Origin of the sequence: Microbacterium sp. 16-032, from assembly GCF_041079455.1 — a bacterium.
GTDB lineage: Bacteria > Actinomycetota > Actinomycetes > Actinomycetales > Microbacteriaceae > Microbacterium > Microbacterium testaceum_A.
The window spans coordinates 406200-431519 of record NZ_JBFYGQ010000001.1; the positions used below are offsets into that span (position 1 = coordinate 406200).

General features: G+C 71.0%; 26 protein-coding genes. 13 read left to right on the forward strand and 13 right to left on the reverse strand.

Features of this window, described 5'->3' with window-relative positions; all coding sequences use genetic code 11:
• Positions 1-67 precede the first annotated feature (67 nt).
• A complete protein-coding gene (locus AB6V31_RS01815) occupies positions 68-1144 on the reverse strand; it encodes a histidinol-phosphate transaminase (RefSeq protein WP_074694584.1) in 1077 nt (358 codons plus the stop codon).
• Between the two features lie 145 nt (positions 1145-1289).
• Here AB6V31_RS01815 and AB6V31_RS01820 point away from each other — a divergent pair, with 145 nt between their 5' ends.
• The 5 genes from AB6V31_RS01820 (at position 1290) to AB6V31_RS01840 (ending at position 8476) form a co-directional block, all read left to right on the forward strand.
• On the forward strand, positions 1290-1694 hold the full coding sequence (locus AB6V31_RS01820) for a phage holin family protein (protein ID WP_369363671.1): 405 nt from the start codon (positions 1290-1292) through the stop codon (positions 1692-1694).
• A 34-nt stretch (positions 1695-1728) separates the two neighbouring features.
• Complete coding sequence (locus AB6V31_RS01825; RefSeq protein ID WP_074694583.1) at positions 1729-2235, forward strand: low molecular weight protein-tyrosine-phosphatase; 507 nt, start codon at positions 1729-1731, stop codon at positions 2233-2235.
• Between the two features lie 27 nt (positions 2236-2262).
• Entirely contained in the window at positions 2263-3642 is a 1380-nt protein-coding gene (gene purB / locus AB6V31_RS01830) for an adenylosuccinate lyase (protein WP_056224831.1), read from the forward strand.
• A 183-nt stretch (positions 3643-3825) separates the two neighbouring features.
• Positions 3826-7278, forward strand: coding sequence for a discoidin domain-containing protein (locus AB6V31_RS01835; protein ID WP_369363674.1), 3453 nt, complete (start codon positions 3826-3828; stop codon positions 7276-7278).
• 160 nt (positions 7279-7438) lie between these two features.
• Complete coding sequence (locus tag AB6V31_RS01840; RefSeq protein ID WP_369364118.1) at positions 7439-8476, forward strand: zinc-dependent alcohol dehydrogenase family protein; 1038 nt, start codon at positions 7439-7441, stop codon at positions 8474-8476.
• Positions 8477-8497: 21 nt separating this feature from the next.
• On the opposite strand, the gene AB6V31_RS01845 is transcribed toward AB6V31_RS01840, so the two are convergent.
• The 3 genes from AB6V31_RS01845 to AB6V31_RS01855 all read right to left on the reverse strand — a co-directional run bounded on the left by AB6V31_RS01845 (position 8498) and on the right by AB6V31_RS01855 (position 10229).
• Positions 8498-8863 (reverse strand): amino acid transporter, encoded by a 366-nt coding sequence (locus AB6V31_RS01845; RefSeq protein WP_369363676.1) that lies wholly within the window; start codon positions 8861-8863, stop codon positions 8498-8500.
• The gene (locus AB6V31_RS01850; RefSeq protein ID WP_081349683.1) at positions 8860-9492 is read right to left on the reverse strand and encodes an acyl-CoA synthetase; all 633 of its coding nucleotides are present in this window, start codon (positions 9490-9492) and stop codon (positions 8860-8862) included. Before AB6V31_RS01850 ends, AB6V31_RS01845 begins: the two co-directional genes overlap by 4 nt.
• 104 nt (positions 9493-9596) lie before the next feature.
• Positions 9597-10229: a GNAT family N-acetyltransferase gene (locus AB6V31_RS01855; RefSeq protein ID WP_369363678.1), complete on the reverse strand. Its 633-nt coding sequence runs from the start codon at positions 10227-10229 to the stop codon at positions 9597-9599.
• A gap of 73 nt (positions 10230-10302) precedes the next feature.
• Between AB6V31_RS01855 and AB6V31_RS01860 the strand changes: the two genes are divergently transcribed.
• Together AB6V31_RS01860 and AB6V31_RS01865 are read left to right on the forward strand one after the other, a co-directional pair.
• Positions 10303-10938: a TetR/AcrR family transcriptional regulator gene (locus tag AB6V31_RS01860; protein ID WP_162234483.1), complete on the forward strand. Its 636-nt coding sequence runs from the start codon at positions 10303-10305 to the stop codon at positions 10936-10938.
• 85 nt (positions 10939-11023) lie between these two features.
• Positions 11024-11209, forward strand: a complete 186-nt coding sequence (locus AB6V31_RS01865; protein WP_056224839.1) for a hypothetical protein — start codon at positions 11024-11026, stop codon at positions 11207-11209.
• Between the two features lie 272 nt (positions 11210-11481).
• Here the strand turns inward: AB6V31_RS01865 and AB6V31_RS01870 are convergent, their stop codons facing one another.
• The 3 genes from AB6V31_RS01870 to AB6V31_RS01880 all read right to left on the reverse strand — a co-directional run bounded on the left by AB6V31_RS01870 (position 11482) and on the right by AB6V31_RS01880 (position 15948).
• Positions 11482-12543 carry a DUF916 domain-containing protein gene (locus tag AB6V31_RS01870; protein WP_369363681.1) on the reverse strand — a complete coding sequence of 354 codons (1062 nt, stop codon included), beginning with the start codon at positions 12541-12543 and terminating at the stop codon, positions 11482-11484.
• A 64-nt stretch (positions 12544-12607) separates the two neighbouring features.
• A complete protein-coding gene (locus AB6V31_RS01875; protein WP_074694578.1) occupies positions 12608-14599 on the reverse strand; it encodes a metallophosphoesterase family protein in 1992 nt (663 codons plus the stop codon).
• Positions 14600-14730: 131 nt separating this feature from the next.
• Positions 14731-15948: a HupE/UreJ family protein gene (locus AB6V31_RS01880; RefSeq protein WP_369363683.1), complete on the reverse strand. Its 1218-nt coding sequence runs from the start codon at positions 15946-15948 to the stop codon at positions 14731-14733.
• 124 nt (positions 15949-16072) lie between these two features.
• On the opposite strand from AB6V31_RS01880, the gene AB6V31_RS01885 reads away from it, so the two are divergent.
• Complete coding sequence (locus tag AB6V31_RS01885; RefSeq protein ID WP_256335534.1) at positions 16073-16729, forward strand: hypothetical protein; 657 nt, start codon at positions 16073-16075, stop codon at positions 16727-16729.
• A gap of 264 nt (positions 16730-16993) precedes the next feature.
• Here AB6V31_RS01885 and AB6V31_RS01890 read toward each other — a convergent pair whose 3' ends face one another.
• Positions 16994-17296, reverse strand: a complete 303-nt coding sequence (locus tag AB6V31_RS01890) for an LPXTG cell wall anchor domain-containing protein (protein ID WP_074694576.1) — start codon at positions 17294-17296, stop codon at positions 16994-16996.
• Positions 17297-17487: 191 nt separating this feature from the next.
• On the opposite strand from AB6V31_RS01890, the gene AB6V31_RS01895 reads away from it, so the two are divergent.
• The 5 genes from AB6V31_RS01895 (at position 17488) to AB6V31_RS01915 (ending at position 20950) form a co-directional block, all read left to right on the forward strand.
• The gene (locus AB6V31_RS01895) at positions 17488-17691 is read left to right on the forward strand and encodes a ribbon-helix-helix protein, CopG family (RefSeq protein WP_074694575.1); all 204 of its coding nucleotides are present in this window, start codon (positions 17488-17490) and stop codon (positions 17689-17691) included.
• Positions 17688-18059, forward strand: a complete 372-nt coding sequence (locus AB6V31_RS01900) for a type II toxin-antitoxin system death-on-curing family toxin (protein ID WP_369363685.1) — start codon at positions 17688-17690, stop codon at positions 18057-18059. Before AB6V31_RS01895 ends, AB6V31_RS01900 begins: the two co-directional genes overlap by 4 nt.
• 205 nt (positions 18060-18264) lie before the next feature.
• Positions 18265-19095: an ABC transporter ATP-binding protein gene (locus AB6V31_RS01905; protein ID WP_369363687.1), complete on the forward strand. Its 831-nt coding sequence runs from the start codon at positions 18265-18267 to the stop codon at positions 19093-19095.
• Complete coding sequence (locus AB6V31_RS01910) at positions 19092-20420, forward strand: FtsX-like permease family protein (RefSeq protein WP_369363689.1); 1329 nt, start codon at positions 19092-19094, stop codon at positions 20418-20420. Before AB6V31_RS01905 ends, AB6V31_RS01910 begins: the two co-directional genes overlap by 4 nt.
• Before the next feature lie 119 nt (positions 20421-20539).
• Positions 20540-20950 (forward strand): NUDIX domain-containing protein, encoded by a 411-nt coding sequence (locus tag AB6V31_RS01915; protein WP_056224856.1) that lies wholly within the window; start codon positions 20540-20542, stop codon positions 20948-20950.
• A 147-nt stretch (positions 20951-21097) separates the two neighbouring features.
• Here the strand turns inward: AB6V31_RS01915 and AB6V31_RS01920 are convergent, their stop codons facing one another.
• From AB6V31_RS01920 to AB6V31_RS01940, 5 genes are all read right to left on the reverse strand, one after another.
• Complete coding sequence (locus AB6V31_RS01920) at positions 21098-22585, reverse strand: SDR family NAD(P)-dependent oxidoreductase (RefSeq protein WP_369363691.1); 1488 nt, start codon at positions 22583-22585, stop codon at positions 21098-21100.
• A gap of 58 nt (positions 22586-22643) precedes the next feature.
• Positions 22644-23060 carry a hypothetical protein gene (locus tag AB6V31_RS01925; RefSeq protein ID WP_369363693.1) on the reverse strand — a complete coding sequence of 139 codons (417 nt, stop codon included), beginning with the start codon at positions 23058-23060 and terminating at the stop codon, positions 22644-22646.
• The gene (locus AB6V31_RS01930; protein ID WP_369363695.1) at positions 23054-23680 is read right to left on the reverse strand and encodes a nucleotidyltransferase family protein; all 627 of its coding nucleotides are present in this window, start codon (positions 23678-23680) and stop codon (positions 23054-23056) included. Before AB6V31_RS01930 ends, AB6V31_RS01925 begins: the two co-directional genes overlap by 7 nt.
• Before the next feature lie 76 nt (positions 23681-23756).
• Positions 23757-23903 (reverse strand): hypothetical protein, encoded by a 147-nt coding sequence (locus AB6V31_RS01935; protein ID WP_279365755.1) that lies wholly within the window; start codon positions 23901-23903, stop codon positions 23757-23759.
• 9 nt (positions 23904-23912) lie between these two features.
• Complete coding sequence (locus AB6V31_RS01940; RefSeq protein WP_369363697.1) at positions 23913-25106, reverse strand: acyltransferase family protein; 1194 nt, start codon at positions 25104-25106, stop codon at positions 23913-23915.
• Positions 25107-25320: the final 214 nt, after the last annotated feature.

Below are 25320 nucleotides of genomic sequence, written 5' to 3' on the forward strand. Positions count from 1 at the left end.
GACCGCATGAGGTGCACAACGGATGCCGTGATTCGGCGTTCGTTGTCGACAAAGGCGCCGCCGCGGATCAGTGTGGGGCGGTGGCCGCGGCGACCTCGACCACGCGGTCGAGCGACTCCTCTTCGCCGATCGAGATGCGGATGCCGTCGCCCGGGAACGGACGCACGATGAGCCCGGCCTCTTCGAAAGCGGTGGCGACCTCGACCGTGCGATCGCCGGCGGCGAGCCACACGAAGTTGCCCTGGGCGTCGGGGACGTCCCACCCGGCCTCGCGAAGGCGGCCGACGAGGCGGTCGCGTCGCTCGGCGATGACCTTCACGCGGTGCAGCAGCTCGCTCTCGGCATCGAGGCTCGCGATCGCCGCGGCCTCTCCGGCCGCCGTGACCGACAGCGGGATGGCGGTGCTGCGCGAGGCATCGAGCACCCCGGTGTGGCCGATCGCGTAGCCGATACGCAGACCCGCGAGCCCGTACGCCTTCGAGAAGGTGCGCAGGACGACGACGTTCGGGCGACCGAGCACCGCGCGCACCCGACTGCCCTCGACCGACGCGGGGTCGGTCACGAATTCGGCGTAGGCCTCGTCGAGGACGATGAGCACGTCGCGCGGCACGGCGTCGACGAACGCGGCGAACTCGTCGTAACCGACGGTCGGCCCCGTGGGGTTGTTGGGGCTGCACACGATCACCAGGCGCGTGCGCTCGGTGACGGCGGCGGCCATCGCGGGGAGGTCGTGACGAGAATCGGCGGTCAACGGCACCTGCACGCTCTTCGCCCCGGCAACCGCGACGAGCGAGGGGTAGGCCTCGAACGAGCGCCAGGCGTAGACGACCTCGTCGCCGGGGCCCGAGGTCGCCAGCAGGAGCTGCGCCAGCACCGAGACGCTGCCGGCTCCGACGTGCACCTCGTCGGGCGAGACGCCATACCGCGCGGCCAGGCGTTCGCGCAGGCGGGCGGCCGTGGCATCCGGGTATCTGTTGAAGGCTCCCGCGGCGACGACCGCGTCGAGGACGCCGGGAAGCGGCTCGAAGGGGTTCTCGTTGCTGGAGAGCTTGAAGGCGTCGGGGCTGGCCTGTCGTCCCTGCCGGTACGCGGGCAGCGCGGCGATCTCGGGGCGGATACGGGGCAGGACCGGCTCTTCACTCACCCCGCGAGCCTAACCGGGGCCCGCCGTGCGCGTCAGTCCCACTTTCGGGGGCATCTCCCCCGGCGAGTCCTCCCCAGGCCTCGAGCGCGCGGGGCGTTCTCCACAACCCCGTGGCGCGACGGCGGGTGCGTGCCACGATGGGGGCATGCGCTTCGTCGTCCGCGTCGCCGTCAACGCCTTCGCCATCTGGATCGTCACTCTGCTGCCCGCCCTGCAGCTGCGGCTCATCCCCTTCGCCCCGGGCGAGTGGTTCCAGGTCCTGCTCACGCTGCTCGTGGTCGGGCTCATCTTCGCGCTGGTCAACACGATCATCGGCACCGTCGTCAAGATCGTCGCGATCCCGCTCTACATCCTGACGCTCGGGCTCATCTCGCTGATCATCAACGGTTTCCTGCTGTGGCTCACGGGCGTCATCACCGAGAACTGGGACTGGGGCCTGCGCACCGGCGAGTTCTGGTTGACGGTCGTGGCGGCGCTGCTCATCGGCATCATCAACGCCGTCCTGGGCGGCATCCTGCGTCCGCGGCGCGAGGAGCGCGAACGCCGCTGATGCGTTCGAGGCCCATCACCGCCATGATGGGGGGATGACCGCGAACCCCGACGCGCCGTTCCGCGTCGTGTTCGTATGCAGTGGCAACATCTGCCGCTCGCCGATGGCCGACGTCGTGTTCCGCCGTATCGCCGACACCTCGGGCCTCGGGGCGCACATCGCGTCGAGTTCGGCCGGCACCGGCGACTGGCACGTCGGCGAGCGCGCCGACCACCGCACCCTCGCGGCTCTCGACCGCCTGGGCTACGACGGCTCCTCGCACCGCGCCCGGCAGTTCCAGTACGCCGACTTCGAGCGCAACGACCTCGTCGTCGCCCTCGACCGCAGCCACGAGCGCGTGCTGCGCGGGTGGGCGCGCGACGACGACGACGCCGACAAGATCGCCCTGCTGCAGTCCTTCCTTCCGGATGCCGAGACCCTCGATGTCCCCGACCCGTACTACGCCGGGGCCCCGATGTTCGACGAGGTGCTCGGTATGATCGAACGCGCCAGCAGGGCCCTGTTCCGACAGCTCGAGCCCGCCATCCGTTCCGCGGGCTGACCCGTTCGCGCAACCCCCGGGAGACCCGTGTCCTCTCTGCCCCCGCAGCCCCTCAGCCCGCTCGACGGACGGTACTTCGCCACCGTCGCGGACCTCGGCGACTACCTGTCGGAGGCCGGTCTCAACCGCGCCCGCGTCGAGGTCGAGGTCGAGTGGCTGCTCGCCCTGACCGACCGCTCGCTGTTCGGCACCTCGCCCGTCTCCGACGCCGACCGCACGCGCCTGCGCGCCCTCTACGAGGAGTTCGGCGCCGACGAGATCGCGTGGCTGAAAGAGAAAGAAGCGGTCACCCGCCACGACGTCAAGGCCGTCGAGTACCTCGTGCGCGACCGCCTCGACACCCTGGGCCTCACCGCCCTCGCCGAGCTGACCCACTTCGCGTGCACCAGCGAAGACATCAACTCCACCGCCTACGCCCTCACCGTGCAGCGCGCGGTCGAGCGCGTGTGGCTGCCGAAGCTCCGCTCGGTCACCGCCGCCCTCGCCGAGCTCGCGACGCAGCACCGCGACGCCGCGATGCTCTCGCGCACGCACGGGCAGCCGGCCACGCCCACGACCATGGGCAAAGAGATCGGCGTGTTCGCGTGGCGCCTCGAGCGCGTCATCCGTCAGCTGGATGCCGGGGAGTACCTCGCCAAGTTCTCGGGGGCCACCGGAACCTGGTCGGCGCACGTCGCCGCCGAGCCCGACGTCGACTGGCCCGAGCTGACGCGCGCGTTCATCGAGTCGCTCGGCCTGGGCTTCAACCCGGTCACCACGCAGATCGAGTCGCACGACTGGCAGGTCGAGCTGTACGACCGCGCGCGTCACGCGGGCGGCATCCTGCACAACCTCGCCACCGACATCTGGACCTACATCTCGCTGGGCTACTTCACGCAGATCCCCGTCGCGGGAGCCACCGGTTCGTCGACGATGCCGCACAAGATCAACCCGATCCGCTTCGAGAACGCCGAGGCGAATCTCGAGATCGCCGGCGGGTTGTTCAGCACCCTGGCATCCACCCTCGTCACCAGCCGCATGCAGCGCGACCTCACCGACTCGACCACGCAGCGCAACATCGGCGTCGCCTTCGGACACTCGCTGCTCGCGCTCGACAACCTGCAGCGGGGCCTGACCGAGATCTCGCTCGCCGAAGACGTGCTGCTGGCCGACCTCGACGTGAACTGGGAAGTGCTCGCCGAGGCGATCCAGACCGTCGTGCGCGCGGAGATCGCCGCGGGTCGCTCGCAGATCACCGACCCCTACGCGCTGCTGAAGGACCTCACGCGCGGACGCCGCGTCGGCGGCCCCGAGCTCGCGGAGTTCGTGCGCGGCCTCGACATCGGCGACGCCGCGAAAGAGCGCCTGCTCGCGCTGACCCCCGCCGCGTACGCGGGCCTCGCGTCGCAGGTGGTCGACGCGCTGTAACGCGCTGCGGGCGCGGTACGCGCCGCCGCCCGCCCCCTCCGTGAGTGTCCAGAACACCGGGACGATCTTCGGAAACGTCCGGGTGTTCTGGACACTCGACGTGTTCTCGCGCCCGCGTCGTGCCGGCGCGGCGTTCGCGTCGGCGAGCACCCACCGCGAACTGCCCCTGGACGTCGCGCACCGGTGCCCCATAGTGTTGACGTCAACATCCCCCACCGCGGCCCCCGGGCCGTCGTGCGCCGCACCGTCGCGGCGCAGATCGGAACAGACGCGATGACGCCTCGACGCCCCTCTTCCTCTTTCGTGCGCACGTTCCTCGCGGCCGTGACCGCTGCCGTGGTCGCCGGAGCCCTGGCATCCCCCCTCGCGGCGAGCGCCGCGGGCGGCGTGCCGACCGATCCGAACGACGGCGTGCCCCGGATCGACCCGCCCGTCACCTACACGAACTTCCAGCCGCTCGCCGACCCCGGCCTCGGCGCGGCCGACTACTTCCAACCGGCGTGGTACGACACCGACGGCCGGCACATCCAGGCGCACGGCGGACAAGTGGTCACGACCGAAGAGAACGGCCAGACCGTCTCCTACTGGTACGGCGAAGACCGCACGAACGGCTACTGGAACAGCCCCGGCGTCGCGGTGTATCGATCGACGGATGCCAAGAACTGGACGAACCTCGGAGACGCGCTCCGCAGCATCTCGACGCGCGACGACCTGCTCACGCCCTACTTCGAGGATCTGTACGACACCGTCGACGAGAACGGCCAGCCGCGCACCGAGAAGATCGACGCCCTCGCGTACCACCTCAACTCGACGCAGAACTCGGATTACACCGCGATCTTCGAGCGCCCCAAGGTGCTGCACAACGCCAAGACCGGCAAGTGGGTCATGTGGTGGCACGCCGACGGGCGCACCGAGCCCGGCGGCAGCACCTACGCGCGGTCGATGGCGGCCGTCGCCGTATCGGACTCGCCCGCGGGCCCGTTCCGCATGACGGGCGCCTTCCGCATGCCCAACCGCACGGACTACCAGGCCTGCACGCAGTACGCGGTCCCCGGTCAGGCGCGCGACATGACGGTGTTCCAGGACGACGACGGCAAGGCCTACATCTCGTACTCGTCGGAGGAGAACTACAGCCTCTACGTCGCCGCCCTCGACGACGCCTACACGAACGTCACCCACACCACCGATCGCGACACCCTCGACGTCAACCAGTACTCCGAAGACGGCCGCTACCCCTACGTCTTCGCCGACGGGACCCCCGCGGCGCCCGAACGGGGGAAGGACTTCCAGATCGTCAAGGAGTGCGGCCACCTCGAGGCGCCCGCGATCTTCGAGCGCGACGGCACCTACAGCGTCGTCACCTCGGGCGCGACCGGCTGGGCGCCCAACCCGCAGACGTACTACACGACGAAGAACCTGATGGGCACGTGGATCCGCGGTGTCGACGCGAACGACGTGAACGAGACCGTCTCGTACAACGCCATCCCCGACGGGGGTGACGGCCTGCTCTCGATCGGCGACGTGCGCCGCTCGACGTTCGGCTCGCAGACGACGAACGTGTTCGAACTCGAGCCGGGCAAGTTCGTCTACATGGGCGACCGCTGGAACGAGGGCAAGTCCGACTCGACCTACGTCTGGCTCCCGCTCACGGTGGGCGAGAACGGACGCCTCGAGATGCACAACCCCGCCGCCGAGGACCCCGCGCGCTACGGCAAGGGATGGGACGCCTCGTACTGGGATGACAAGGGCTTCGGCCACGGCACCTGGCGCGCCGTGACCACCGGTCTGCCCGAGACAGTCCGCCGCGGCGCCACCCCGCAACTGCCCACCAGCGTCCCCGTCGACACCTCCGCCGGCACCGCCCCGGTCGCCGTCACCTGGTCGACGATCGACACGAGCGTGCTCGGCCCGCAGACGATCACCGGCACCCTCGCCGCCGACGCGAACTTCACCGCCGGTCGCTCGTTCCAGCGCACGATCACGGTCGCCGAGCCCGGCATCGCCGACATCGCCCCCGAGGCGACGGTCACCGCGTCGAGCCGCTCCGACCTCGTCGCCACCCTCACCGACGGCAACCCCACGGCCAAGGGCTGGGACGACTGGACCGGAAACGGCTACCCGCGCGACAGCTGGCTGCAGTTCGACTGGGGCACCGACCGCACGTTCGACTCGATCGTCGTGCACACCTACAAGGACGGGGCGACGGCGACCTGGCCCTCGCGCATCCAGGTGCAGTACCGCGACGCCTCGGGCGCATGGAAGGACACCGCGATCGAGGCGACCCTCGCTCAGGATGCCAGCGCCCCGGCCCCCACGGCCGTGATCGACGCCCGCACGCTTCCGGCGGCCAGCGCCCTGCGGCTCCGGCTGACGAGCCAGGCGAACACGTGGCAGTCGATCTCTGAGGTCGACGTGTGGGGCAACGCCTCGGCCGTGAACGTGTGCCGCGATATGGGCACGACGGTGTCGGCATCCTTCCACCAGACGAAGTGGGCCACGATGCCCGCCTCCAACGCGTGCGACGGCCGACTCGGCACGGCGTGGTCGACCTGGACCGACGCGGGCTACAAGGACTCCGCGACCTTCACGATGGAGACGTTGGAGATCCACCGTCTGAACGAGGTGCGCTTCACGAACCTCGAGGGATCGATCGCGGGTGTCTCGCTCGAGTACCGGGACGACCACGACAACCAGTGGAAGCCGCTGCCCCTCACCGGTGACGCGCCCACGGTGACGAACGACGTCGAGACGACGTTGTCGTTCCAGAAGGTCCTGGCGACGGGCCTGCGTTTCACCTTCGCGACCCCCGGGTCGTACCTGAAGATCCCCGAGTTCTTCGTGGCCGAGGCCGGCGGGATCGCGCACATCGAGCCGTTCCTGCGGACGCAGCCCAACGCCGCCGGCTGGTACACCGCCGCTCCCGTACCGGTGAGCCTGTCGCACGACGGCAACACCGACGTCGAGGTGCAGTACCGCATCGACGGCGGGGCGTGGCAGACGGGGCCGGACTTCGACGTCACCACCGACGGCGACCACACCGTCGACTACCGCGCCCTGTGGAACGGCACCGAGGTGCCCGAGGTCGCCGGATCGCTCCCCATCCGCATCGACACGGCCGCCCCGACCACCGAGGCCTCGACCGAGAAGCCCTCGACGCTGCTGCGCCTCATGCAGCCGGCCGCGGTGTTCCAGGCCCTGGCACCCGCCGAGGCGACGGTGGTGTTCCAGGCGACGGATGCCACCTCGGGCGTCGCCCTGACCGAGTACTCGCTCGACGGCGGGACGACGTGGACCGCGGGCTCGAGCGTGACGCTCACCGGCGCCGGAGACCACCTCGTGCAGTTCCGCTCCACCGACGTGGCCGGCAACCTCGAGCAGGCGCGGTCCGCGACCGTCACGGTCGTGGCGGGGGCCGCACCGGGGGAGGGCGCGGGAGCGGGCGACGGCTCCGGAACGGGCACGGGTACCCCCGGCACCCCGGCGGGCACGATCGGCGGATCCGGCGGGACCGCGGCGTCCGGCGGCGGTCTGGCCGCCACCGGCTCCGAGATGCCTCTGGCCCTCGGCATCCTGGCCCTGGTCTTCGGGGGTCTCGGCGCGGGTCTGCTTCTTCTGCGCCGCCGCCGGCACGCCTGACGTCGCCGCTCACGCGACGTGAGTGTCCAGAACACCCGGACGAAGTCCCGAAGCGTCCGCGTGTTCTGGACACGCGACGGGCGGGCGGCGCGCGAGGCGCTGTCCGCGGGCGTGAACCCCCGCGCGCGGGCCGCGCACGCGGAGCGGGAGAATGGATGCCATGCGCGCGATGATCATGGATGCCCTGGCCGAACCCCTCGAGGTGCGCGAGGTCGAGGCCCCGAGCGCCCCCACCGGCGGGGTCGTCGTCGAGGTGCACGCGACGGGCCTGTGCAAGAGCGACTGGCACGCGTGGGTCGGGCACGATGACGTCTTACTCCCCCACGTTCCGGGGCACGAGCTGGCGGGCGTGATCGTCGAGGTCGGCGAGGGCGTGCAGCGCTGGAGCGCCGGCGACCGCGTGACGGTGCCCTTCGTGATGGGCTGCGGGGCCTGCGAGTGGTGCCTCGGCGGCAACGCACAGGTCTGCCCCGACCAGCAGCAGCCGGGCTTCACCCAGTGGGGGAGCTTCGCCGAGCACGTCGTGCTGCGCGCGGCCGACACGAACGTCGTGCGCATTCCCGACGACGTCTCGTTCGAGGCCGCGGCCGCCCTCGGCTGCCGCTTCGCCACCGCCTACCGCGCGCTCACGGGGCGGGCGCGCGTGCAGGCGGGCGAGTGGATCACCGTCGTCGGCGCGGGCGGCGTGGGCCTCAGCGCCGTGATGATCGGCGCCGCCCTGGGCGCGCGCGTCATCGCGGTGGATCGCACCCCGGCCGCTCTCGGCGCGGCGAAGCGGCTCGGGGCCGAGCACACGCTGGTCGCCGACGGGTCCGACATCGCCGCGGCCGTGCACGAGATCACCGGGGGCGGCAGCCACGTCTCGATCGACGCGGTCGGCAGCGCCCAGACGGCGCGCGACGCGGTGCTGAGCCTGCGTCGACGCGGGCGGCACGTGCAGATCGGGCTGCTCCCGACCGCCGACGGCATGACCTCGATGCCCATGGCCCGCGTGATCGCGTGGGAACTCGACCTGCTGGGCAGCCACGGCATGGCCGCGGTGGACTATCCCGAGATGCTCTCGCTCATCGAGAGCGGCGCCCTGCGACCGCAGGAGCTCATCGAGCGCGTGGTGGGACTCGCCGAGGCGGCCGACCTGCTGCCGACGATGGACTCGGCGTCACCCGCGGGGATGACGATGATCGACCCGCGCCGGTAGTCGCGGGGCGCGATCGGCGCGTCAGGCGCGCGGCTCGGTGGGGCCGTCGTCGGCGCGCGGAGACTCGGGCGCGGCCGCGGCCTCGGGGGCGTCGGCATCCGGAGCGTTCTTCGGAACAAGCAGCGGACGGTCGACCGTGGCGGTGACCTTGGAGGGGTCGACGGCCAGCAGCAGCAGCGCCAGCGAGACGAGAGTGACGATGAACGTCGCTCCTGCGGCGATCAGGCCCACGATCAGCGCGCGCTGGATCTGGTCGGCGGGCCGCGTCTGGAAGAAGCCCATCGACATGAGCGTGACGAACCCGGCGAACAGGGCGGCGATGAAAGCCAGACCGAGAAGCTGAACGGGCTTCATCAGGTCGCGGCGGGTGGTGGGCTTGTCGGTCATGACGCGGCCTCCTCGGAGGGTACGGCCGGAACGGGCTCGGTGCGGCGCGGAGAGAACCCCGCGATCGCGAGGAACACGGCGACGACCGCCGCGTACCCGCCGAAGAGACCCACGGCGATGGTGATGCCGGTCAGCGTGAACGAACCCGCCCCGGCGATGCTGTAGTCGAGCGCGTACTGCTGGATCGGGAGCAGCAGCACGACCCCGAGGACGAGACTCAGGATGCCGATGAGCACGCCGTCGCGCGCACCCGCGGCCCCGATTGTCTTGCGCTGGCGCAGGGCGCCGATCAGCTCGATCGCACCCGAGACGAGAGCCCACGCGATCACGACGCCGAAGAAGACGCCGGTCGTGCGCCAGGTGCCGACGCTGGCGACCATGCCCGCGACGATCGAGACGATCGCGAGGAGCGCCGGGATCAGGCGCTCGCCGCGCGGGTGGACGAGCCACACCGACAGGGCGAAGACGAGCCCGGTCGCGAGCGCGAAGCCGCTGAACACTCCCAAGCCGAGGGGTGCGGAGTGGTCGGACGAGAAGGTGACCATGACGGCGGCCAGCGCCGCGAAAAGGGCGCGCGCGAGCTGAACGTGGCGAACGTCGAAGGCGCGCTCGGAAGAAGGAGTGGTCACGGAGGGTCCCGGAGAGACGGTGTCGATGTCGCCCAGTCTATTCCTCGGCGCCTGAGCGGACTTTGTGGACGCTCGACGTCGAGATGCCTGCCCGGGACGCCCCCTCAGACCGCTCGGGCGGGCACCGCGTGCCGCGCGGGCGCGGGCGGGCGGAGCATGGCCATCGGCGAGGCCCCGCGGATCCCCGGGATCGGCGCGATCTCTTCGAAGCCGAGGCGGCCGTAGAGGCGGCGGTTGTCGGGGGTCGACGACTCGAGGTAGGCGGTCGTGCGCGTGACGTCGAGCGTCTCGAGGCGGGAGCGCAGGAGAGCACCGCCCACACCGAGTCCGCGCGCGGCGGGCGAGACGCCGATCTGGGCGAGGTACCAGTGCGGCGACCGCGGGCGGTGACGCGCCAGCCGCGACGACAGGGCCGCCGCCCGGACGATGCCGGCGACGCCGAGGGCCGACAGGTAGCCGGGGAGCTGGCGCCAGGGGAGGGATGCCGCGCCGGGGCCTTGCCACGCGGCCACCCCGAGGATCTCGTCCCCGTCGGAGCGACGAGCGAGGTCGACGCTGCCGGTCTCGAAGGCGGCGCCCCGCAGGAGCGCGGTGAACAGGGTCGTGAGCCGCTCGATGCGGCGACCGCCCGGAAGGATCGCGGCCATCACGGGATCGTCGCGGAAGGCCTCGGCGAGCACGCGCGCGGCGGCGGGGAGGTCGGCCTCTCGAGCGGGGGTGATGTGCAGGTCGGTCATCTCGTCTCCAATTGGTCCGTGTGGATATATTCAGTATGCGAGACTCGACCGCCCCGATCGCTTGGAGAACGCCGTGAACGCCGAGGCCCCCACCCGTGACTACCTCCCCCTCGAAGAGCGCCGCGAACGCCTGCTCGACGCCGCCCTCGCCGTCGTGGCCGATGCGGGCGCGTCGGCACTGAGCCTGCGCCGGGTCGCCGAGCGCGCCGGCGTCGCGCATCGCGTGGTGACCTACGCCTTCGGATCCAAGACCGCCCTCGTCGAGGCCGTGCTCCACCGCGCATCCCAGCGCACCCTCGAGGCCGTGTGGGCCGACGACCTCGCCCTCGACGACTTCGCCGCGGCCGTGCGTCTCGCACTGCGCGGACTCGCGCGCGACCTGCGCCGACACGAGAGCGAGTACCGCGTCGTGAGCGAGCTGACGGCATCCGCCCGCTCCCATCCCGACCTGCGGGCCGCCGCGCAGAGCGAGATCGAAGCGAGCATCCGCGCCATCTCGGACAGCATCGAGCGCTGGTCGACGGCGACGGGGCGGACGCTCGAGACTCCGATCCCGATCGTCGCCGCCGCCCTGCGCGCAAGCGTGGACGGGCTGGTCGAGTGGTGGCTGAGCAGTCGCGACGACGCGGCTCTCGACGACGTGGCGGATGTCGTGGCGTCGGCGTTCGAGGGCCGGGAAGCGGGTCGGACGCCCGCACCGAGGGGGTAGCCGACGGCGTTCTCAGCCGATTGCTCACCTTCGCGTAGGTTTTTCACCATACGATCGTCTTGCCGAACCGATCGAAGGAGAAGCCGTGATCCCCCCGTCCGTGAGCCCCGCCCGATCATCCCGTCTCGCCGTCGTCGCCGTCGTCCTTGGGGCGCTGCTGACCGTCGGCCCCGCCGTCACCGCCGCGATCGTGCCCGCCACCGTCCAGGCGGAGGTCATCCACTACCGGCCCGCGACACCGATCGCGCACGGGCCGTCGATCCACTTCTGACCGCCCGATACGCGACCGAGGGACCGAGCCGAGGGGCCCGGTCCCTTCGTCGTCCTCACGTCGCGGATCGTTCCCGTGTGCGTTCCGTGAGGAACCCTCGCCCCACCCCGGGGCGGCGGCAGAATCGCCGGGTGAGTGAAGCAGACGGTTCCGATCACCCCGCCCTCGCGTCTTCGGACGTCGACCTCGAATCGGGCGTGATCCTCGGGTACAACTGACGCTCCGGCGGGTCACCGACGTCGATCCCCATGACGAGGTCGATGACCCGCCGGTCACTCGACGAGCTGGCGCTCCTTCTCGGCCAGCGTGCGCTCGACGGCGGCGGCCACGCGCTCGTCCTCCGCCTGCTGGGCCCGGCGACGGCGCTCGCGCAGCAGACGCGGACCGAAGACCGCCCCCGCGACGATCAGCACGACCAGGAGCAGCAGCGGCCACGGAATCGCCCACCCGAACGTCGACACCTCGATCGGATCGAGGGTCGAGATGGAGCCCGCGGCATCCGTCACGATCGGGGTCGCCGACACCGACGCGATCAGTACACCCATCGCGGCCACCGCGGGAACCCGCACGTCGCGCTCCCAGCTCTCGCCGGGCAGCAGGGTGGGGGCCGCGTCGTCGGGCGCGGAATCGAGACGCGCGAGCCCGAACGGACCCATGACCGCGTCGGCCTCTTCGGCCGCGAGCGAGACGTTCCCGGTGTTGTGCAGGCGGTAGTGCACGGTGGCATCGCCGAAGAGGAAGGGCACGAAACCGCCGTCCCACCCGACGCGCAGGTCGTCGACGGCGAGCGCCGGGGCGAGGTCTCCCCCGACACGGATGCCGGTGCGGATGCCCAGGCGACGATCGACGTTGACGTTCGCGGAGGCGTCGGCGACCGTGAGCGAGGTGACGACCCCGCCCGCGTAGTCGCCCGGAGTGGCGTTCTGGGGCACGTCGACCGCGAACGGCACCTCGACCGTCTGACCGGCCGGGACGGTCACGTGACGCTGCGGCACGGTGACCCACGCGCCCACGCCCACCGACTGCTCGCCGGCGACGCGCAGATCGAGAGCGCCGGTCGAGGTGGTGTAGCCGTCAGCGGCGTACACGTCGAGCTCGACGGCCTCGGCGCCGCGGTTGGCGACCACGAGGGCGTCGTCGAGGTGGGCGCCGGGGTTCAGCGCGTAGCTGTAGTTCGTGCGATCGGCGCCGAGCGCGTTCGAGGCGGTCCGCACGGTCCAGGTCACGTCGTCGGTCGCGGCCAGGGCGGGCGCGGCACTCCACGCGCCCCCGGCGATCACAGCGGCGGCGAGGGCGAGGGCGGCGACCCGCGACAGGGAGGGCAGTCGAGTCATGGGGGATCCTTCGAGAGGGTCGCCGGCGGGGAGACGAGCTCCCCGCCGGCGCTGTTCGCTCTGGTCAGCCGGCCAGGGCGGTGAGGGTCAGGGTCGCGCGGTAGCTTCCCTTGTCGATGGTGTTGGGGATCTTCAGGTCGAGGTCGGCGCCGACGACTCCGGCGCTGCGGTCGTGACCGGTGGGAGCCGAACCGAGCAGGCGGGAGACCGACAGACCGTCGCCACCGTCGTACCCGGAGTTCACCGCGGCACCCGCGACGGCTCCGGCACCCGGGGTGACGACCTTCGGCGCCCATCCGAGGAACGAGCCCTTGAAGGTCTTGCCGTCGTCGACGAAGTCGCCCACCGACGCCGAGACCGACCACGGCGACTTGCTCGCGCGGGTGTCGGTGACGGTGATCGGGTTGATCTGACCGGTGGCCTCGAAGTACTGCAGGTTCTTCTCCTGCGCGGTGCCCATGTCGACGAGGCCGTTGTGGCCGTTGATGGTCCACCCGAACTCACCGGGAGCGCCCGTGGGGACGTCGACCTGGATGTCCTGACCGTCGCCGTGGTTGGGGTGGATGGTGACCTCGTCCTGGATCGTGCCCACGGCTTCGGCGGGCTTCGAGCCGTTCTCGGGGCCGCACCAGAGCACCTTCTTCAGCTCGACGGCCGCGTTGGGCGCGTCGCAGGTTCCGGAGCGGATGTTCTGCACGACCAGCTGGTCCTTCTTCACCTGGACCTTCACGTACGAGCGCACGTGCTCCTGGTTCTGCACGGAGTTGTACCAGTAGTTCGCCGGGTTGAGCGGGTCGGCGCCGTTGCCGGCACCGCTCGTTCCGCTGCTGTCGGGCGTGGTGATGTCGTAGTACTTCGATCCGGATGCCGTGTTGGCGGTGACGTACACGACGCCGCCGGGGCCCTCGAAGACCTCGTCCTGACCGGGCTTCTCGTCGGCGTTCGCCTTGGCGCCGTTCTTGATCTCGTACGAGCGCGAGTAGCTGTGGTCGTGGCCCTGGAGCACCAGGTCGACGCCGAGCTTCGAGAACGCGGTGGGGAAGTCGGTGCGACGCACCTTGTTGTCGGAGTCCTTCGCGTGATCGGCCGGCGAGTAGATCGCGTGGTGGTACACGAGCACCGTGTACTTGGCATCCGCCCCGTGGGTGTTCACGACGTCGGTGACGTACGAGATGTGCGCGTCGTCGCCGCCGCCGCCCTGGGAGGTGGCGTAGCTGTTGCTGTTCAGGTCGATGTACAGCACGTCCTTATAGATGAACCAGTAGTCACCGCCCGACTCGGTACCGATGCTGCCCGAGCCCTTGCGGTAGTAGGCGCCGGAGCGATCGGTGTTGGGGGTGTACAGGTGCTGCTCGTAGGCCTTGCCGCCCACGTCGTGGTTTCCGATGGTGGCCGCCCACGGGATCTGCCGCAGGGCGTCGGGGGCGAGGAAGGCGTTCCACTGGTCCTCGCGGTTCGCGGAGTCGACCTGGTCGCCGCCCGAGACGAGCATCTCGGCGTTCGGGTTGGCCGAGACGGCGACGTTCATCGTGTCCTGCCAGCCGGCCTGGTCCTTCGCGATGTCGCCCGAGGACCCGATCTGGGGGTCGCCGAAGAAGAGGAAGTCGTAGTCGCCCTCGAACGACTGCGTCTTGAAGGCGTAGGTGTCCGACCAGTTGCCCTCGGAGCCGACGCGGTACGAGTACGCCGTGTTCTCGGCGAGGCCGGTGATCGTGGCGTGACGGTTGAAGCCGCCGCTCGTGGCGATGTTCGCCGTTCCGGATGCCGAGAAGGTCGTCGCCGACGCCGGGAACTGGCCGCCCGTCAGCGCCGAGGTGGGCGCGAGCTGCACCGTCTGGGCGGTGTCGGCCGAGGAGTACCAGGTCACGATGCGCTGCGACTGGTCGGCACCGACGCCGAGGATGACGCCGGTGAGGGTGGCCGTGGTGTCGGCCATCGCCGCCGGGACGCTCGCCACGCCCGTGAGGACGAGGGAGGCGCCGACCGCGGCGGTTGCGATCCACGAGACACGGCGACGCGTGCGCGTCCCGTGCGACGTCGATGCGGTGAGGAACATGGCTGTCCGTTTCTTTCGAGGGGGTCTCTGGTGCACACTCACCGATGGCGAGCGCATCCCACGCTCCGCCCGCCGGGTGTCGTCCGAGTGAATTGTTGACTCAGCACACGTATCGGCTGCGCCAACACCCGTCACTCGATGCCGAGGATGCGCTGCACGAACCAGACGAGTCCCGCGACGGTGACCACGACCGCTATCGCGGCGCTGACCCACATCCCCACGCGCGGGGCGCGACGGCGCAGCAGCACCAGCAGGGGGAAGACGATCACGATGATGCCGATCTGCACGGCCTCGATGCCCACGTTGAACACGAGCAGCGACCACAGCAGCGTCCACGACCAGGGCTCGTCGATGCCGAGCGCCGAGGCGAAGCCGAGACCGTGCACGAGACCGAAGACGAACACGACCGCAACGCGCAGCCAGCCCGCGCGGTCGAGCCGCAGGAAGCCGTGGGCCTTCGACAGGTCTTCGTCGGCCTGATCGCGGCGGATCAGACGCCAGAGGTACCACGCCGCGACGACCGCGATCGAGAGGGCGATGGTCGGCTCCACCACCTCGGGGGGAGCGGCGATCACCCCGGTCGCGGCGAGGATGAACGTCACCGAGTGCGCGATGGTGAACGTCGTCGCGGCGATCACGATCTCGCGCAGGCGCCGGGATCCGACGATCAGCGCGAGCAGGAAGAGGATGTGGTCGATCCCGGTCAGCAGGTGCTCGGCGCCGAGGCGGAAGAACTCCCAGAACCGCTCCAGCGGCGACTGCGCGGTGGTGAACGAGGGGTGCTCGGCATCCAGCACCGTGCTGCCCTCGTGCAGGTCGAGGTTGTACGTGAGGATCGTCTTGGTGTCGGTGACGTAGCCCTCGGCGTCGGGGAAGAGCGAGGCCGCGATCTCGTGCCCGTTCTCGGACGGCGGGCAGGCGTCTTCGAGGGTGACGACGGCGTAGGGCACTCCGTCCTGCCGCGTCATCGAGATGTCGTCGTCCATGCGCGCGGTGCACGCCGCCCCGGACGCGGTGATCCGGAACCGCTCGCTGACGTAGCGGGCGATCGTGTCGCGGTGCGAGATGAGCACGGCGGCCTGCGCTGTCGCGTCGCCGTCCTGGAACGCGGCCATCCCCTCCTGGTAGAGCGGGTCGTCCTTCTCGGCGTCGGCGGCCGAGACGACGAGCAGGTCGTACTCGAGCTGCAGCTCGGCGCGCACGACGCCGGTGCCGCCGCTCTCGAGGTTCGCGTAGACGACCGACAGGATGCCGTGGGCCGAGGCCGGAGCCGCCAGGGACAGCAGCGCCACGATCCCCGCGGCCACGAGCAGGACGCGCGAGAGGACGCGTCGAACAGAGTCAGACATGTGCACCTTTCCGTCGGAGATCGTGCGCGCTCGTCGTGAACGGTTGCCCGCGGTGGGGCGAACGGAAACGAAACGTGCGGGCGGTGTTCTCCTGCGCGCCACCTGCACGGTTCAGGGTGAGGGGGTGAAGCGACGGGTCCTGGCCGCGGTGTCGGCGGCGGCGATGGTGGCGGTCCTGGCGGGCTGCGCGAGCGACGAGGGCTGGTCGGCGATGCGTCCCGCTCCCGCGGCCGTGGGGTCCCCCGCGCCGGGCTTCGCCCCCGCGACCGCTCCGGCGCCCGAGTCGACGCACACTCCCGCCCCCGGCTCGTGGAACGGGGTGTCCGCCCCCGCGGGGTACCGGGTCGCCCTGCTCACCGTGGGCGATGACGCTCCCACCGCGACCCTCGTCGCCGCGGTGCGCGACTGGGCGGAAGAGACCCACGCCGACCTGCGCGTCGTGCACGCCGACGACGACATGATCGACGGGGCCGTGCGCGCGATGGAGCTCAATCCCGACCTGATCATCAGCGCGGGAGACGCCCTCGTCGACCCGCTCGCGACGGTGACCGCGAATCACCTCGACCGCCAGTTCCTCATCGTCGGCGCCGAGCTCGCCGAGCCGACCGAGAACGTCACCGCGGCGGACTGGACCGGGGCCGCCTACCGCGGCGAGGGTCTGGGCACCGCCGCCGCGTACGATCCGTCGACGTTCACACCCGAGCGCGCGGGCGCGGCGGTGCGCGCGGGAGTCGCGGCCGTGCTCACGGGTCTTCGCGGCATCGTGCTCTGGATCGACTGAGCGGGCGCCCCGCTCCGGCGTTCGCGCTCCGTGGCACACGCTCAGGAATCCTCCGAACCTCTGTCGCCGGCGCCGTGCCAGGGCTGAGGTTGTGCGAATCGCTGAGATCGGGTGCGTCGCGGCCGCGGTCGAACCCCGCGCTGCGGGTGCGACCGGGAGCACAGGCTCAGGGATTCGCACGATCTCCGTTGCCGGAGCCTGATTCGGGCTGAGGTTGCGCGAATCACCGAGCCGGGGGGCGGGGATGCCGCGCGTCGCAGGGCCTCAGGCGCGGCGCCGCCGCGAGCGGATGGCCACGCCCGCCACCACGGCCGCGACGGCCAGGGCCGCACCCCACAGCGCAACCTCGGCCCCCGTGGCGGGAAGCGCACCGGGGCGGGGGGTCGTAGCATCCGGAACCGCGCTCGAGGCGGGCGTCGGCGTCGGAGTGGTCGGGGCGCCCGTGCGCGCGGGCACCTGCACCTGGATGACCATCGAGTCATCGCTCGGCGCGGCGCCGTCCGCGGCCAGGGGGAGCCAGACGGCGGATGCCACGAGCACCGCCGCCGTCGCCTTGAAGGGGATCACGGAGCCCAGTGTGGCGGCCGCGGGTGAGCGCGAGGCGACCGGAGAGTGAACGGCGGACCGCGTATCGAGCCCTTGCCGTATCTGTCAGGGTTCTCTGCGATCGCCGCCCAGACGGGGCACTGAACCGCTGGCGCCACCCCCTCCTCGACCCTCGCGGTATCATGATGCAACCAGAGAGGGAGGACGCCACCATGGTCATGACGGTTCGCCTGTCAGACGAGGCGGAAGCGCGCCTCGAACACCTCGCCGCCGTGATGCAGATGAGCAAGAACGCCGTTATCGAGCAGGCAGTCCTGCACATGGACGAACGCGCCGAACGGCGCCGCCGGTTCCGCGACGCCATCGCCCAGGTGGACAACCGAGACGCCGAGCTCCTCGACCGACTCTCCCAGTGACCGAATACCTCCATCCCGAGGACGTCGACGAGCTCATCGCGGATAAAGGCTTCCACTACCGAGATCGGGGCGGCCTGCTCTCCGCCCTCGCCGCCCCCATGCCGGTTTTCGGCGAAGAGGTCCACGAAGGCATCCACCGCAAAGCCGCCATGCTCTTCACCGCGATCAACCACAACCATCCACTCCTGGACGGCAACAAACGGCTGAGCTGGTACCTCACCGCAGTGTTCTACGACTTCAACGGGTACACCCTGACGGCCGACCCCGACGAGGGCGACCGCTTCGTTCGGACGGTCGCTGGCGAGAATCCGCCCTCACCCAGCAATGTCCAGCGGTGGTTCGAGGAACACACCCTCCGCACGGGCTGACACCCAGGGATCTGAGCCAGCCGACCAAAGAGGGGCGGCCGTCCTCCGCTGCCCGGCGCCGAGCACGCTCGAGCGGACCTCATGCGTGCGATCTCTGCGGGCGAAAAGACCAACTCGGAGAGTGAACGACAGATCGATCCCGAGGACGACGCGGATACCTCGCGGGACGGACGCCCCGGGTGGCCCGGATCGCTGGGATGGAACCATGACCTCCTCACCTGTGCTCACCGCCTCCGGCCTCGTCAAGCAGTACGGCGAGCTGCGCGCCCTCGACGACGTCTCGCTCACGATCCGCGCCGGCGAGTCCGTCGCCGTGATGGGCGCCTCGGGCTCGGGCAAGACCACCCTGCTGCACTGCCTCGCGGCGGTCATCGCCCCCGACGCGGGCTCGATCGTGTTGAGCGCCCCCGGCACGGCCCCGCGCGAGCTCGTCGGACTGAGCGAGGGCGAGCGGGCTCGGGTGCGCCGCGAGTCGCTCGGCTTCGTCTTCCAGGAGCACCTGCTGCTGCCCGAGCTCACCGCGGTCGAGAACGCGGCGCTCCCCCTGCTGTTGAAGGGCATGCGCCGGCCGGATGCCGAGCGGCACGCGGCCGTCTGGCTCGCCGCCCTGGGGCTCGCGGGACTCGAGGGCCGGCGCATCGGGCAGCTGTCGGGTGGTCAGGCGCAGCGTGTCGCGATCGCGCGCGCCCAGGTGACCGGCGCTCCCGTCGTGTTCGCCGACGAGCCGACCGGGGCCCTCGACTCGGCCACCTCGTCCGAGGTGCTCGACGCCCTGCTGCGCGCGACCACGGGCCAGGGCCGCACCCTGGTGATGGTCACGCACGATGCCGACGTCGCCCGCCGCTGCTCGCGGATCGTGCGGGTGAGCGACGGGCGGATCGTGGGCGATTCGGCTCGGGATGCCGCGGAGCCGGCGGGTCCGGCGAGCGCGACGCCGGAGGCGGCTCCGCTCAGGCCCGCCCCCGCCGCGACCTCGGCCCAGGCCCCTACCTCCGCCCCCACCTCCCCCTCCACCTCGACGGAGGCGACCCGATGAGCACCGTCCTGCCTCTCGCCCGCCTGCTCTCGCGCCCCGCGCGCCAGGGCCGGGCGGCGATCGCCCTCCCCGTCGTCGCGTTCGCCGTCACCACCGCGCTGCTGCTGGTCGTCGCCGGCGGCGCGCGCATGTTCCTCGTGGATCCCCGGGCCGGAGCCGAGGGCGGGATGTACGGCATCCTGGCCGTCCTCGCCCTGGTGCTGCTCGCGGTGCCCCTGATCACCCTGGGCGCTGCGGCGGCTCGTCTGACGAGTCGTCGCCGCAACGACCGGCTCGCGACCCTCCGCCTGCTCGGTGCGAGCACGCGCGAGCTGTGGTCGCTGACCGTGCTCGAGGCCACCGCGATCGCCGCCGCCGGAGCCGTCGCGGGGGTCGCCCTCTACGCTGCGCTCCTCCCCCTCGTCGGGTTGCTGCCGTTCTTCGGCGGCCCGGTGGGCGTCGGGGCCGTGGTCGTCGATCCGCTGCTGGGCGCCGGGGTGGTGGCATCCGTGGTGCTCATCGGTGCGGTCAGCGCGGCCGCGAGCCTGCGCAAGGTCGCCGTGACTCCGCTCGGTGTGCGCACCCGCAGCGAGGCGCCCGCGAAGAGGACGACCGCCTTCGTCGTCGGCGGCGTCTTGATCGTCGGGGTCGTGATGCTCGTGTCGAATCTCGGAGCCCTCGGTCAGCTGCTCGGGCCGGCCGTGACCATGGCCGTGCTCTTGGGACTGTTCGCCGGGGCCCTCGCGCTGCTCAACCTCATCGGCGCGCCGATCGTCGCCGCCCGCGGTCGGGCGATGGCCCGTCATGCCCGCACCGCCGCCCAGCTGGTCGCCGGTCGCGAGCTCGCCGCGCACGCGGGACCGGCGTGGCGCCGGGTGTCGGGCATGGCGCTCGTGTCGTTCATCGCCGTCGTGGCCGGATGCGGTCTCTCGATCGCGGATGTCGCGAGCGACGCCGGGCCGCTGATGTCCGACATCCGCACGGGGGTCCTCGTGACCCTCGGCATCGCCTTCGTGCTGCTCGCGTGCGCGGTGGGGGTGACACAGGCGGCGTCGGTGCTCGAGGAGCGCGAGCTGATCGTGGGTCTCGACCGGCTCGGCATCCCGGATGCCGAACTCCGCCGCGCCCGCCGCATCACCGTCATGGTGCCGCTGCGATGGGCCTCGGTGGGCGGCGCCGCGCTCGGCCTGATGCTCGCGTTCCCGATCGTCGGGATCAGCCTGATCGTGGCGCCCCTGTCGGTGCTGACGATCGCGCTGACCTTCGCCGCGGGCTTCGCGCTGGTCGCCGCGGCCCTGGCGTCGACGCGGCCGATCGTGACCGGCATCCGGCGCGGCGCGCTCTGACCCGGGGTCACCCCCGTGCGTGAGTGTCCACGACACCCGGACGATCTCGAGAGACGTCCGGGTGTTCTGGACACTCGACGCGCTCGGGCCCTCCCCCGCCCGAGTGCTACCGTGCCCAAGTGATCCCGGATGCCCCTCCCCCGCGCCGCATCCACGTCTCGGCCGCGGTCATCACCGACGCCGACGGGCGCCTGCTGCTCGTGCGCAAGGCCGGCACGACGGCGTTCATGCAGCCCGGCGGCAAGCCCGAGGCCGGCGAGACGCCCGCCGAGACCCTCGCGCGCGAGCTGGCCGAAGAGGTGGGTCTGCGCGTCCGCGCCGACGAGCTCGAGCCCCTCGGGTCGTACGCCGCGAGCGCCGCGAACGAACCGGGGTTCGAGGTCGTGGCCGAGGTCTTCCGCGTCGACATCGGCGACCAGCAGCCGATCCCGGATGCCGAGATCGCCGAGCTCCGCTGGGTCACCGCGGCCACGGCATCCGGTCTCGAGATCGCGCCCCTCGCTCGCGAGTACTTCCTGCCCGCGGGCTGATCCGTTGCCCGGCGCGCACCCGGCCGCCACGCGCCCGCGTCACCCCCCCTATTGAAGGTCCAGAACACCCGGACGCTCCGAGAATCCGCCCGAGTGCTCTGGACACTCGATGCGCCCTCGGCACCGGGTGGGAGCGCGCGCGTCGACCTACCAGCTGCCCTTGCTGTAGTCCTTCAGGAAGATGCCGAACAGGTCTTCGCCGGCCTCGCCCCGCACGATCGGGTCGTACACGCGGGCCGCGCCGTCGACGAGGTCGAGCGGGGCGTGGAAGCCCTCTTCGGCCAGGCGCACCTTGGTGAAGTGCGGGCGCTCGTCGGTGATCCAGCCGGTGTCGACGGCGGTCATGAGGATGCCGTCGGTCTCGAACATCTCTCGCGCGCTCGTGCGCGTCAGCATGTTCAAAGCGGCCTTGGCCATGTTCGTGTGGGGGTGGCCCGGGCCCTTGTATCCGCGGCCGAACACGCCCTCCATCGCCGACACGTTGACGATGTACGTGCGACGAGCGGTCGATGCGGCCATCGCGGGGCGCAGGCGGCTCACGAGCAGGAACGGCGCGGTCATGTTGGCGAGCTGCACCTCGAGCATCTCAAGGGGTTCGACCTGGTCGACGTGCTGCGTCCAGCTGTTGATGCGGTCCTCGTCGGGCACGAGACCGCCCGCGTCGATCGCCGTGCCCGCGGCGAGACGCTCGAGCGAGGACGATCCGGCGGCCATCGCCTCGGCGGTCAGTTCGTCGGCGGTGCGCGCGGCCGCGGCGAGGATCGGGTGCGCCGAGACCGACTGCGCCAGCGCCAGCGGGTGGGCGTCGTTCGTGTGGCCGAAGGTGACCAGCTCGGGCAGGGGGCCGTCCGGGAGCGGTGCGATTTCGGCATCCACCAGGGGTTTGTACGCCCCCGGTGAGCGCCGGACCGTCTGCGCGGCGTTGTTGATGAGGATGTCGAGAGGACCGTCGGATGCCACGGACTCGGCCAACCCAATCACCTGGGCCGGGTCGCGCAGGTCGATGCCGACGACCTTGAGCCGGTGGATCCAGTCGGCGCTGTCGGGCAGCGACGAGAAGCGGCGCACCGCGTCGCGCGGGAAGCGCGTGGTGATGGTGGTGTGCGCGCCGTCGCGCAGCAGCCGCAGCGCGATGTACATGCCGATCTTGGCGCGGCCGCCGGTGAGCAGGGCGCGCTTGCCGGTGAGGTCGGTGCGGGCGTCCCGCTTGGCGTGGCTCATGGCCGCGCAGTCGGGGCAGAGCTGGTGGTAGAACGCGTCGACAAGCGTGTAGTCCTGCTTGCAGATGTAGCAGGCGCGCGCCTTGATGAGCTCCCCCGCGAACGGCGTGGTCGTGCGCGTGGCGAGCGGGATGCCGCGCGTCTCGTCGTCGATGCGGTCGGCGGCTCCGGTCGCGGTGGCGGCGACGACGGCGCGATCCGCGTCGGCGATGCGCTGGCGCTTCTCTTTGCGCGACTGACGCTTGACGTCTTTGTAGAGCTTGCCGGTCTGGCGCCGCAGGGCGATGTACGCGGGGTCTTCGGGGTCGAGCGAGGAGGCGGCGTCGATGACGCGCAGCGCGATCTCGAGCTCGGTCGGATCGATGGATGCCGCCGACGCGGCGTCTCGATCGGGGCTCAGGGGTGTTTCGGGCACAGGGAAGTGTACCGAGGCGACTCTGAACGATCGGTGGACCGGACCGCGCCACCCCTCCTCATGACTTCAGGATCGCTTCGGCTGCTTCGACGAGTCGACGAGCGTGACGCACCAGACGCTCGGCGTCGGCGTGCGTCGGTAAGCGATCGCCGTAGGACTGCGTCGACTTCGCCCCGATCAGAACCTCGAGATGTTTCGCGACCGATGCACTCGATGCCTCCCGCAACGCATTCACCGCGTCGCGGTGAGATTCCGCGGCGATCTTGTACCCGAGCACGCGACCGCAGGCGGCGTCGCTCGCCGCTATCCCCGCACTCACCGCGATCTCGGCTGCATGTTTCCCTTCATGCGGGCTGTCACCGCCCAGTTGCAGCTCCGCGGAGTCCAATCGGATCTGGGCGTCCCTCATCCGAATGCTCACGGCAGCGGCGTCCATCGCCTGACGCCGCGGGCTGATTCGAGGACTCATCAGCACGCCCACTCTTCGGGTCTCGGACCACACAGATAGATGCCGTCGCGCAGCACGTTAGCGAGGAAATCGTCACCGTCCATCTCTCGTCGCGCGAACTCGCCGCGATCCATCGGGTTGACCTGAGCGGCGCTTCCGGTGAGTTCTTCGATGCGCTCAGCGAGACCCAGGATCAACCGCGCACGTGAATCATCGTCGTACCCATCGGGGAAGACGAGAAGTACGTCGACATCGGAATCCTCCGTCGAGGTCCGGCGCGCGACCGACCCGTAGAGAATGGCGGTGACCCGCCATTCCGCGGGCACCTCATCGGGGGCATCTTCAGCGAGAAAGAGCCGGATTCCATCGAGCGCGCGGTCGCGCGCTCCCAACGCCGACTCCACGGCCGCCCAGAGAACGTGGGTGCGGTTGGGCCGGTAAATCAGGGATGGGGGTCGAGATTCGACGGAGACGAGCCCGACGCGAGCTAGCGTTCCGAGCGTACGATTCACCCCCGACGCCGACCCTGCATGGGCCACGGCGTGGACTTGCCGACCGGATAGACCGGCGTCCGTTCGACTGAGCACGCGCAGGACGGCAGCGGGGACGGGGCCGACGAGGCTCTCGAGGGGCTCCGAGAGGTTCATGTCTCAATTTTGACTCATTTGAGTTGATAGTGAAACAACCCGCTCCGGGCAAGTCGGCAGCCGGGCGCAGTCCGCGTCAGCGCTGGCCGGACTCGACCCAGCGCGTGTGCGACTTCAGCGCGTGCAGCACGGCGAGGCGCACCGCGACGTACAGCACGGCCCCGACGGCGACCAGGGCCACGCCCCACACGAGAAAGAGGTAGAGGAAGTGGGCTCCGAACATTCCGCGAGCCTAGCGAGAGGCGGCGCGAGCGGCCGTCGACGCGCCCGACGTCGCTCCGCCGACGGCAGCCCCGGTGCCTTCGGACACGCGCCGCGAGCGGTCGTAGCGCAGCAGCCACTTCTGCGCGGGGATCTCGACGGCCCGGTGCAGCACCCACGCGATCGCGAGGGCGATGGCGAACGCGGCGAGCGCGAGCAGCAGAGCGCGCCGCCACGGCAGCTGCGGATGCCCCTCGGGCCACGACGACGACACCGACGCGATCACGAGCAGGTGCACGAGGTAGAAGGCGAACGACACGCGTCCGAGCTCCTGCCAGAGCGGGCGGGCGAGGAAGGTCGAGCGACCGTGCGCGTCGGCCGCGGCGAGCGAGGCGACCAGCAGTGCGAACGACCCGACGGTGGCGGCGAGGCCCGGGTGGATGTCGGTGCCGGGGATCGGGGGCGCCTCCGACAGGGCGTAGCCCGCGACCGCGAGGGGAAGCGTGTAGCGCAGCTTCCACGGCATCCAGCCTCCGCTCTTCATGAGCAGCGCGAGGGTGACGCCCAGCACGAACTCGGGCAGGCGCAGGAGTGGAGTGGATGCCGCCGACATCGGAACGGGCGAGATCGCGGCGATCTGGGGGGCCAGGGCGACGAGCACGAGCGCGGCCACGACCACGCCGCCGCGCGCGCGGTCCGACAGGCGCACGAGGGGGCGGATGAGGAACGGGAAGCTCAGGTAGAAGAACGCCTCGCACACGAGCGACCAGCTGGCGGGGTTGCCGGCCTGCCACCAGTCCGGCACCCAGCCGTTGACGAGGAAGACGTTCGCGACCAGGGGCGCTCGTCCCGCGGTCTGGATCTCCGGCACGAGGGTCGTCGCGGCGACGAGGGCGAGCCCCACCCCGACGAGGTGCAGGGGGTAGATGCGGGCGAAGCGGTGCCAGTAGAACGACCCGGCGCTCTGGTGCGGCTTGTGACCCCAGGCGAGCACGAAGCCCGACAGGATGAAGAACAGGGTGACGCCGGTCTTGCCGGCCTCGAAGAGGAAGGCCCAGACGGTCCCGGCGGTGCCGCCGAAGTACTCGACCGCCATGAGGTGGTGCCCGAAGATCAGCATCGCCGTCGCCCAGCGGAGCCCCGTCAGAGAGGGCAGGTGACGGGCGGGATTCGCGGGACGGGATGCCGTCGGCGCGGCCGTCACGCGAGCCACGGGTGCCGTCATGGTGCTGATGGTCGTCGCCTCCGTGTCGTCTCTCGCGCCGGCGATGAGCGACCCGTGCGGGGCGCACGAGTCCACACCGACCCGGGAGAAGTTACCGGTCGAGTGTCAAGAAATGCCTGGAAGGGCCGGGGCTTGACGGCGACGGCATCCCTTCTCGTGCACGGAAAGGGCCGCGATCCTGGCCCCCGCGGGGCGTCGTGGCTACGCTGGCGGT

Bases quoted from the DNA above. Each gene is read 5' to 3' on its own strand.
- AB6V31_RS01820 (WP_369363671.1), top strand. From the start codon at position 1,290: ATGCGCTTCGTCGTCCGCGTCGCCGTCAACGCCTTCGCCATCTGGATC.
- AB6V31_RS01825 (WP_074694583.1), top strand. From the start codon at position 1,729: ATGACCGCGAACCCCGACGCGCCGTTCCGCGTCGTGTTCGTATGCAGT.
- AB6V31_RS01840 (WP_369364118.1), top strand. From the start codon at position 7,439: ATGCGCGCGATGATCATGGATGCCCTGGCCGAACCCCTCGAGGTGCGC.
- AB6V31_RS01845 (WP_369363676.1), bottom strand. From the start codon at position 8,863: ATGACCGACAAGCCCACCACCCGCCGCGACCTGATGAAGCCCGTTCAG.
- AB6V31_RS01855 (WP_369363678.1), bottom strand. From the start codon at position 10,229: ATGACCGACCTGCACATCACCCCCGCTCGAGAGGCCGACCTCCCCGCC.
- AB6V31_RS01870 (WP_369363681.1), bottom strand. From the start codon at position 12,543: ATGACTCGACTGCCCTCCCTGTCGCGGGTCGCCGCCCTCGCCCTCGCC.
- AB6V31_RS01875 (WP_074694578.1), bottom strand. From the start codon at position 14,599: ATGTTCCTCACCGCATCGACGTCGCACGGGACGCGCACGCGTCGCCGT.
- AB6V31_RS01880 (WP_369363683.1), bottom strand. From the start codon at position 15,948: ATGTCTGACTCTGTTCGACGCGTCCTCTCGCGCGTCCTGCTCGTGGCC.
- AB6V31_RS01895 (WP_074694575.1), top strand. From the start codon at position 17,488: ATGGTCATGACGGTTCGCCTGTCAGACGAGGCGGAAGCGCGCCTCGAA.
- AB6V31_RS01905 (WP_369363687.1), top strand. From the start codon at position 18,265: ATGACCTCCTCACCTGTGCTCACCGCCTCCGGCCTCGTCAAGCAGTAC.
- AB6V31_RS01910 (WP_369363689.1), top strand. From the start codon at position 19,092: ATGAGCACCGTCCTGCCTCTCGCCCGCCTGCTCTCGCGCCCCGCGCGC.
- AB6V31_RS01930 (WP_369363695.1), bottom strand. From the start codon at position 23,680: ATGAACCTCTCGGAGCCCCTCGAGAGCCTCGTCGGCCCCGTCCCCGCT.
- AB6V31_RS01935 (WP_279365755.1), bottom strand. From the start codon at position 23,903: ATGTTCGGAGCCCACTTCCTCTACCTCTTTCTCGTGTGGGGCGTGGCC.
- AB6V31_RS01940 (WP_369363697.1), bottom strand. From the start codon at position 25,106: ATGACGGCACCCGTGGCTCGCGTGACGGCCGCGCCGACGGCATCCCGT.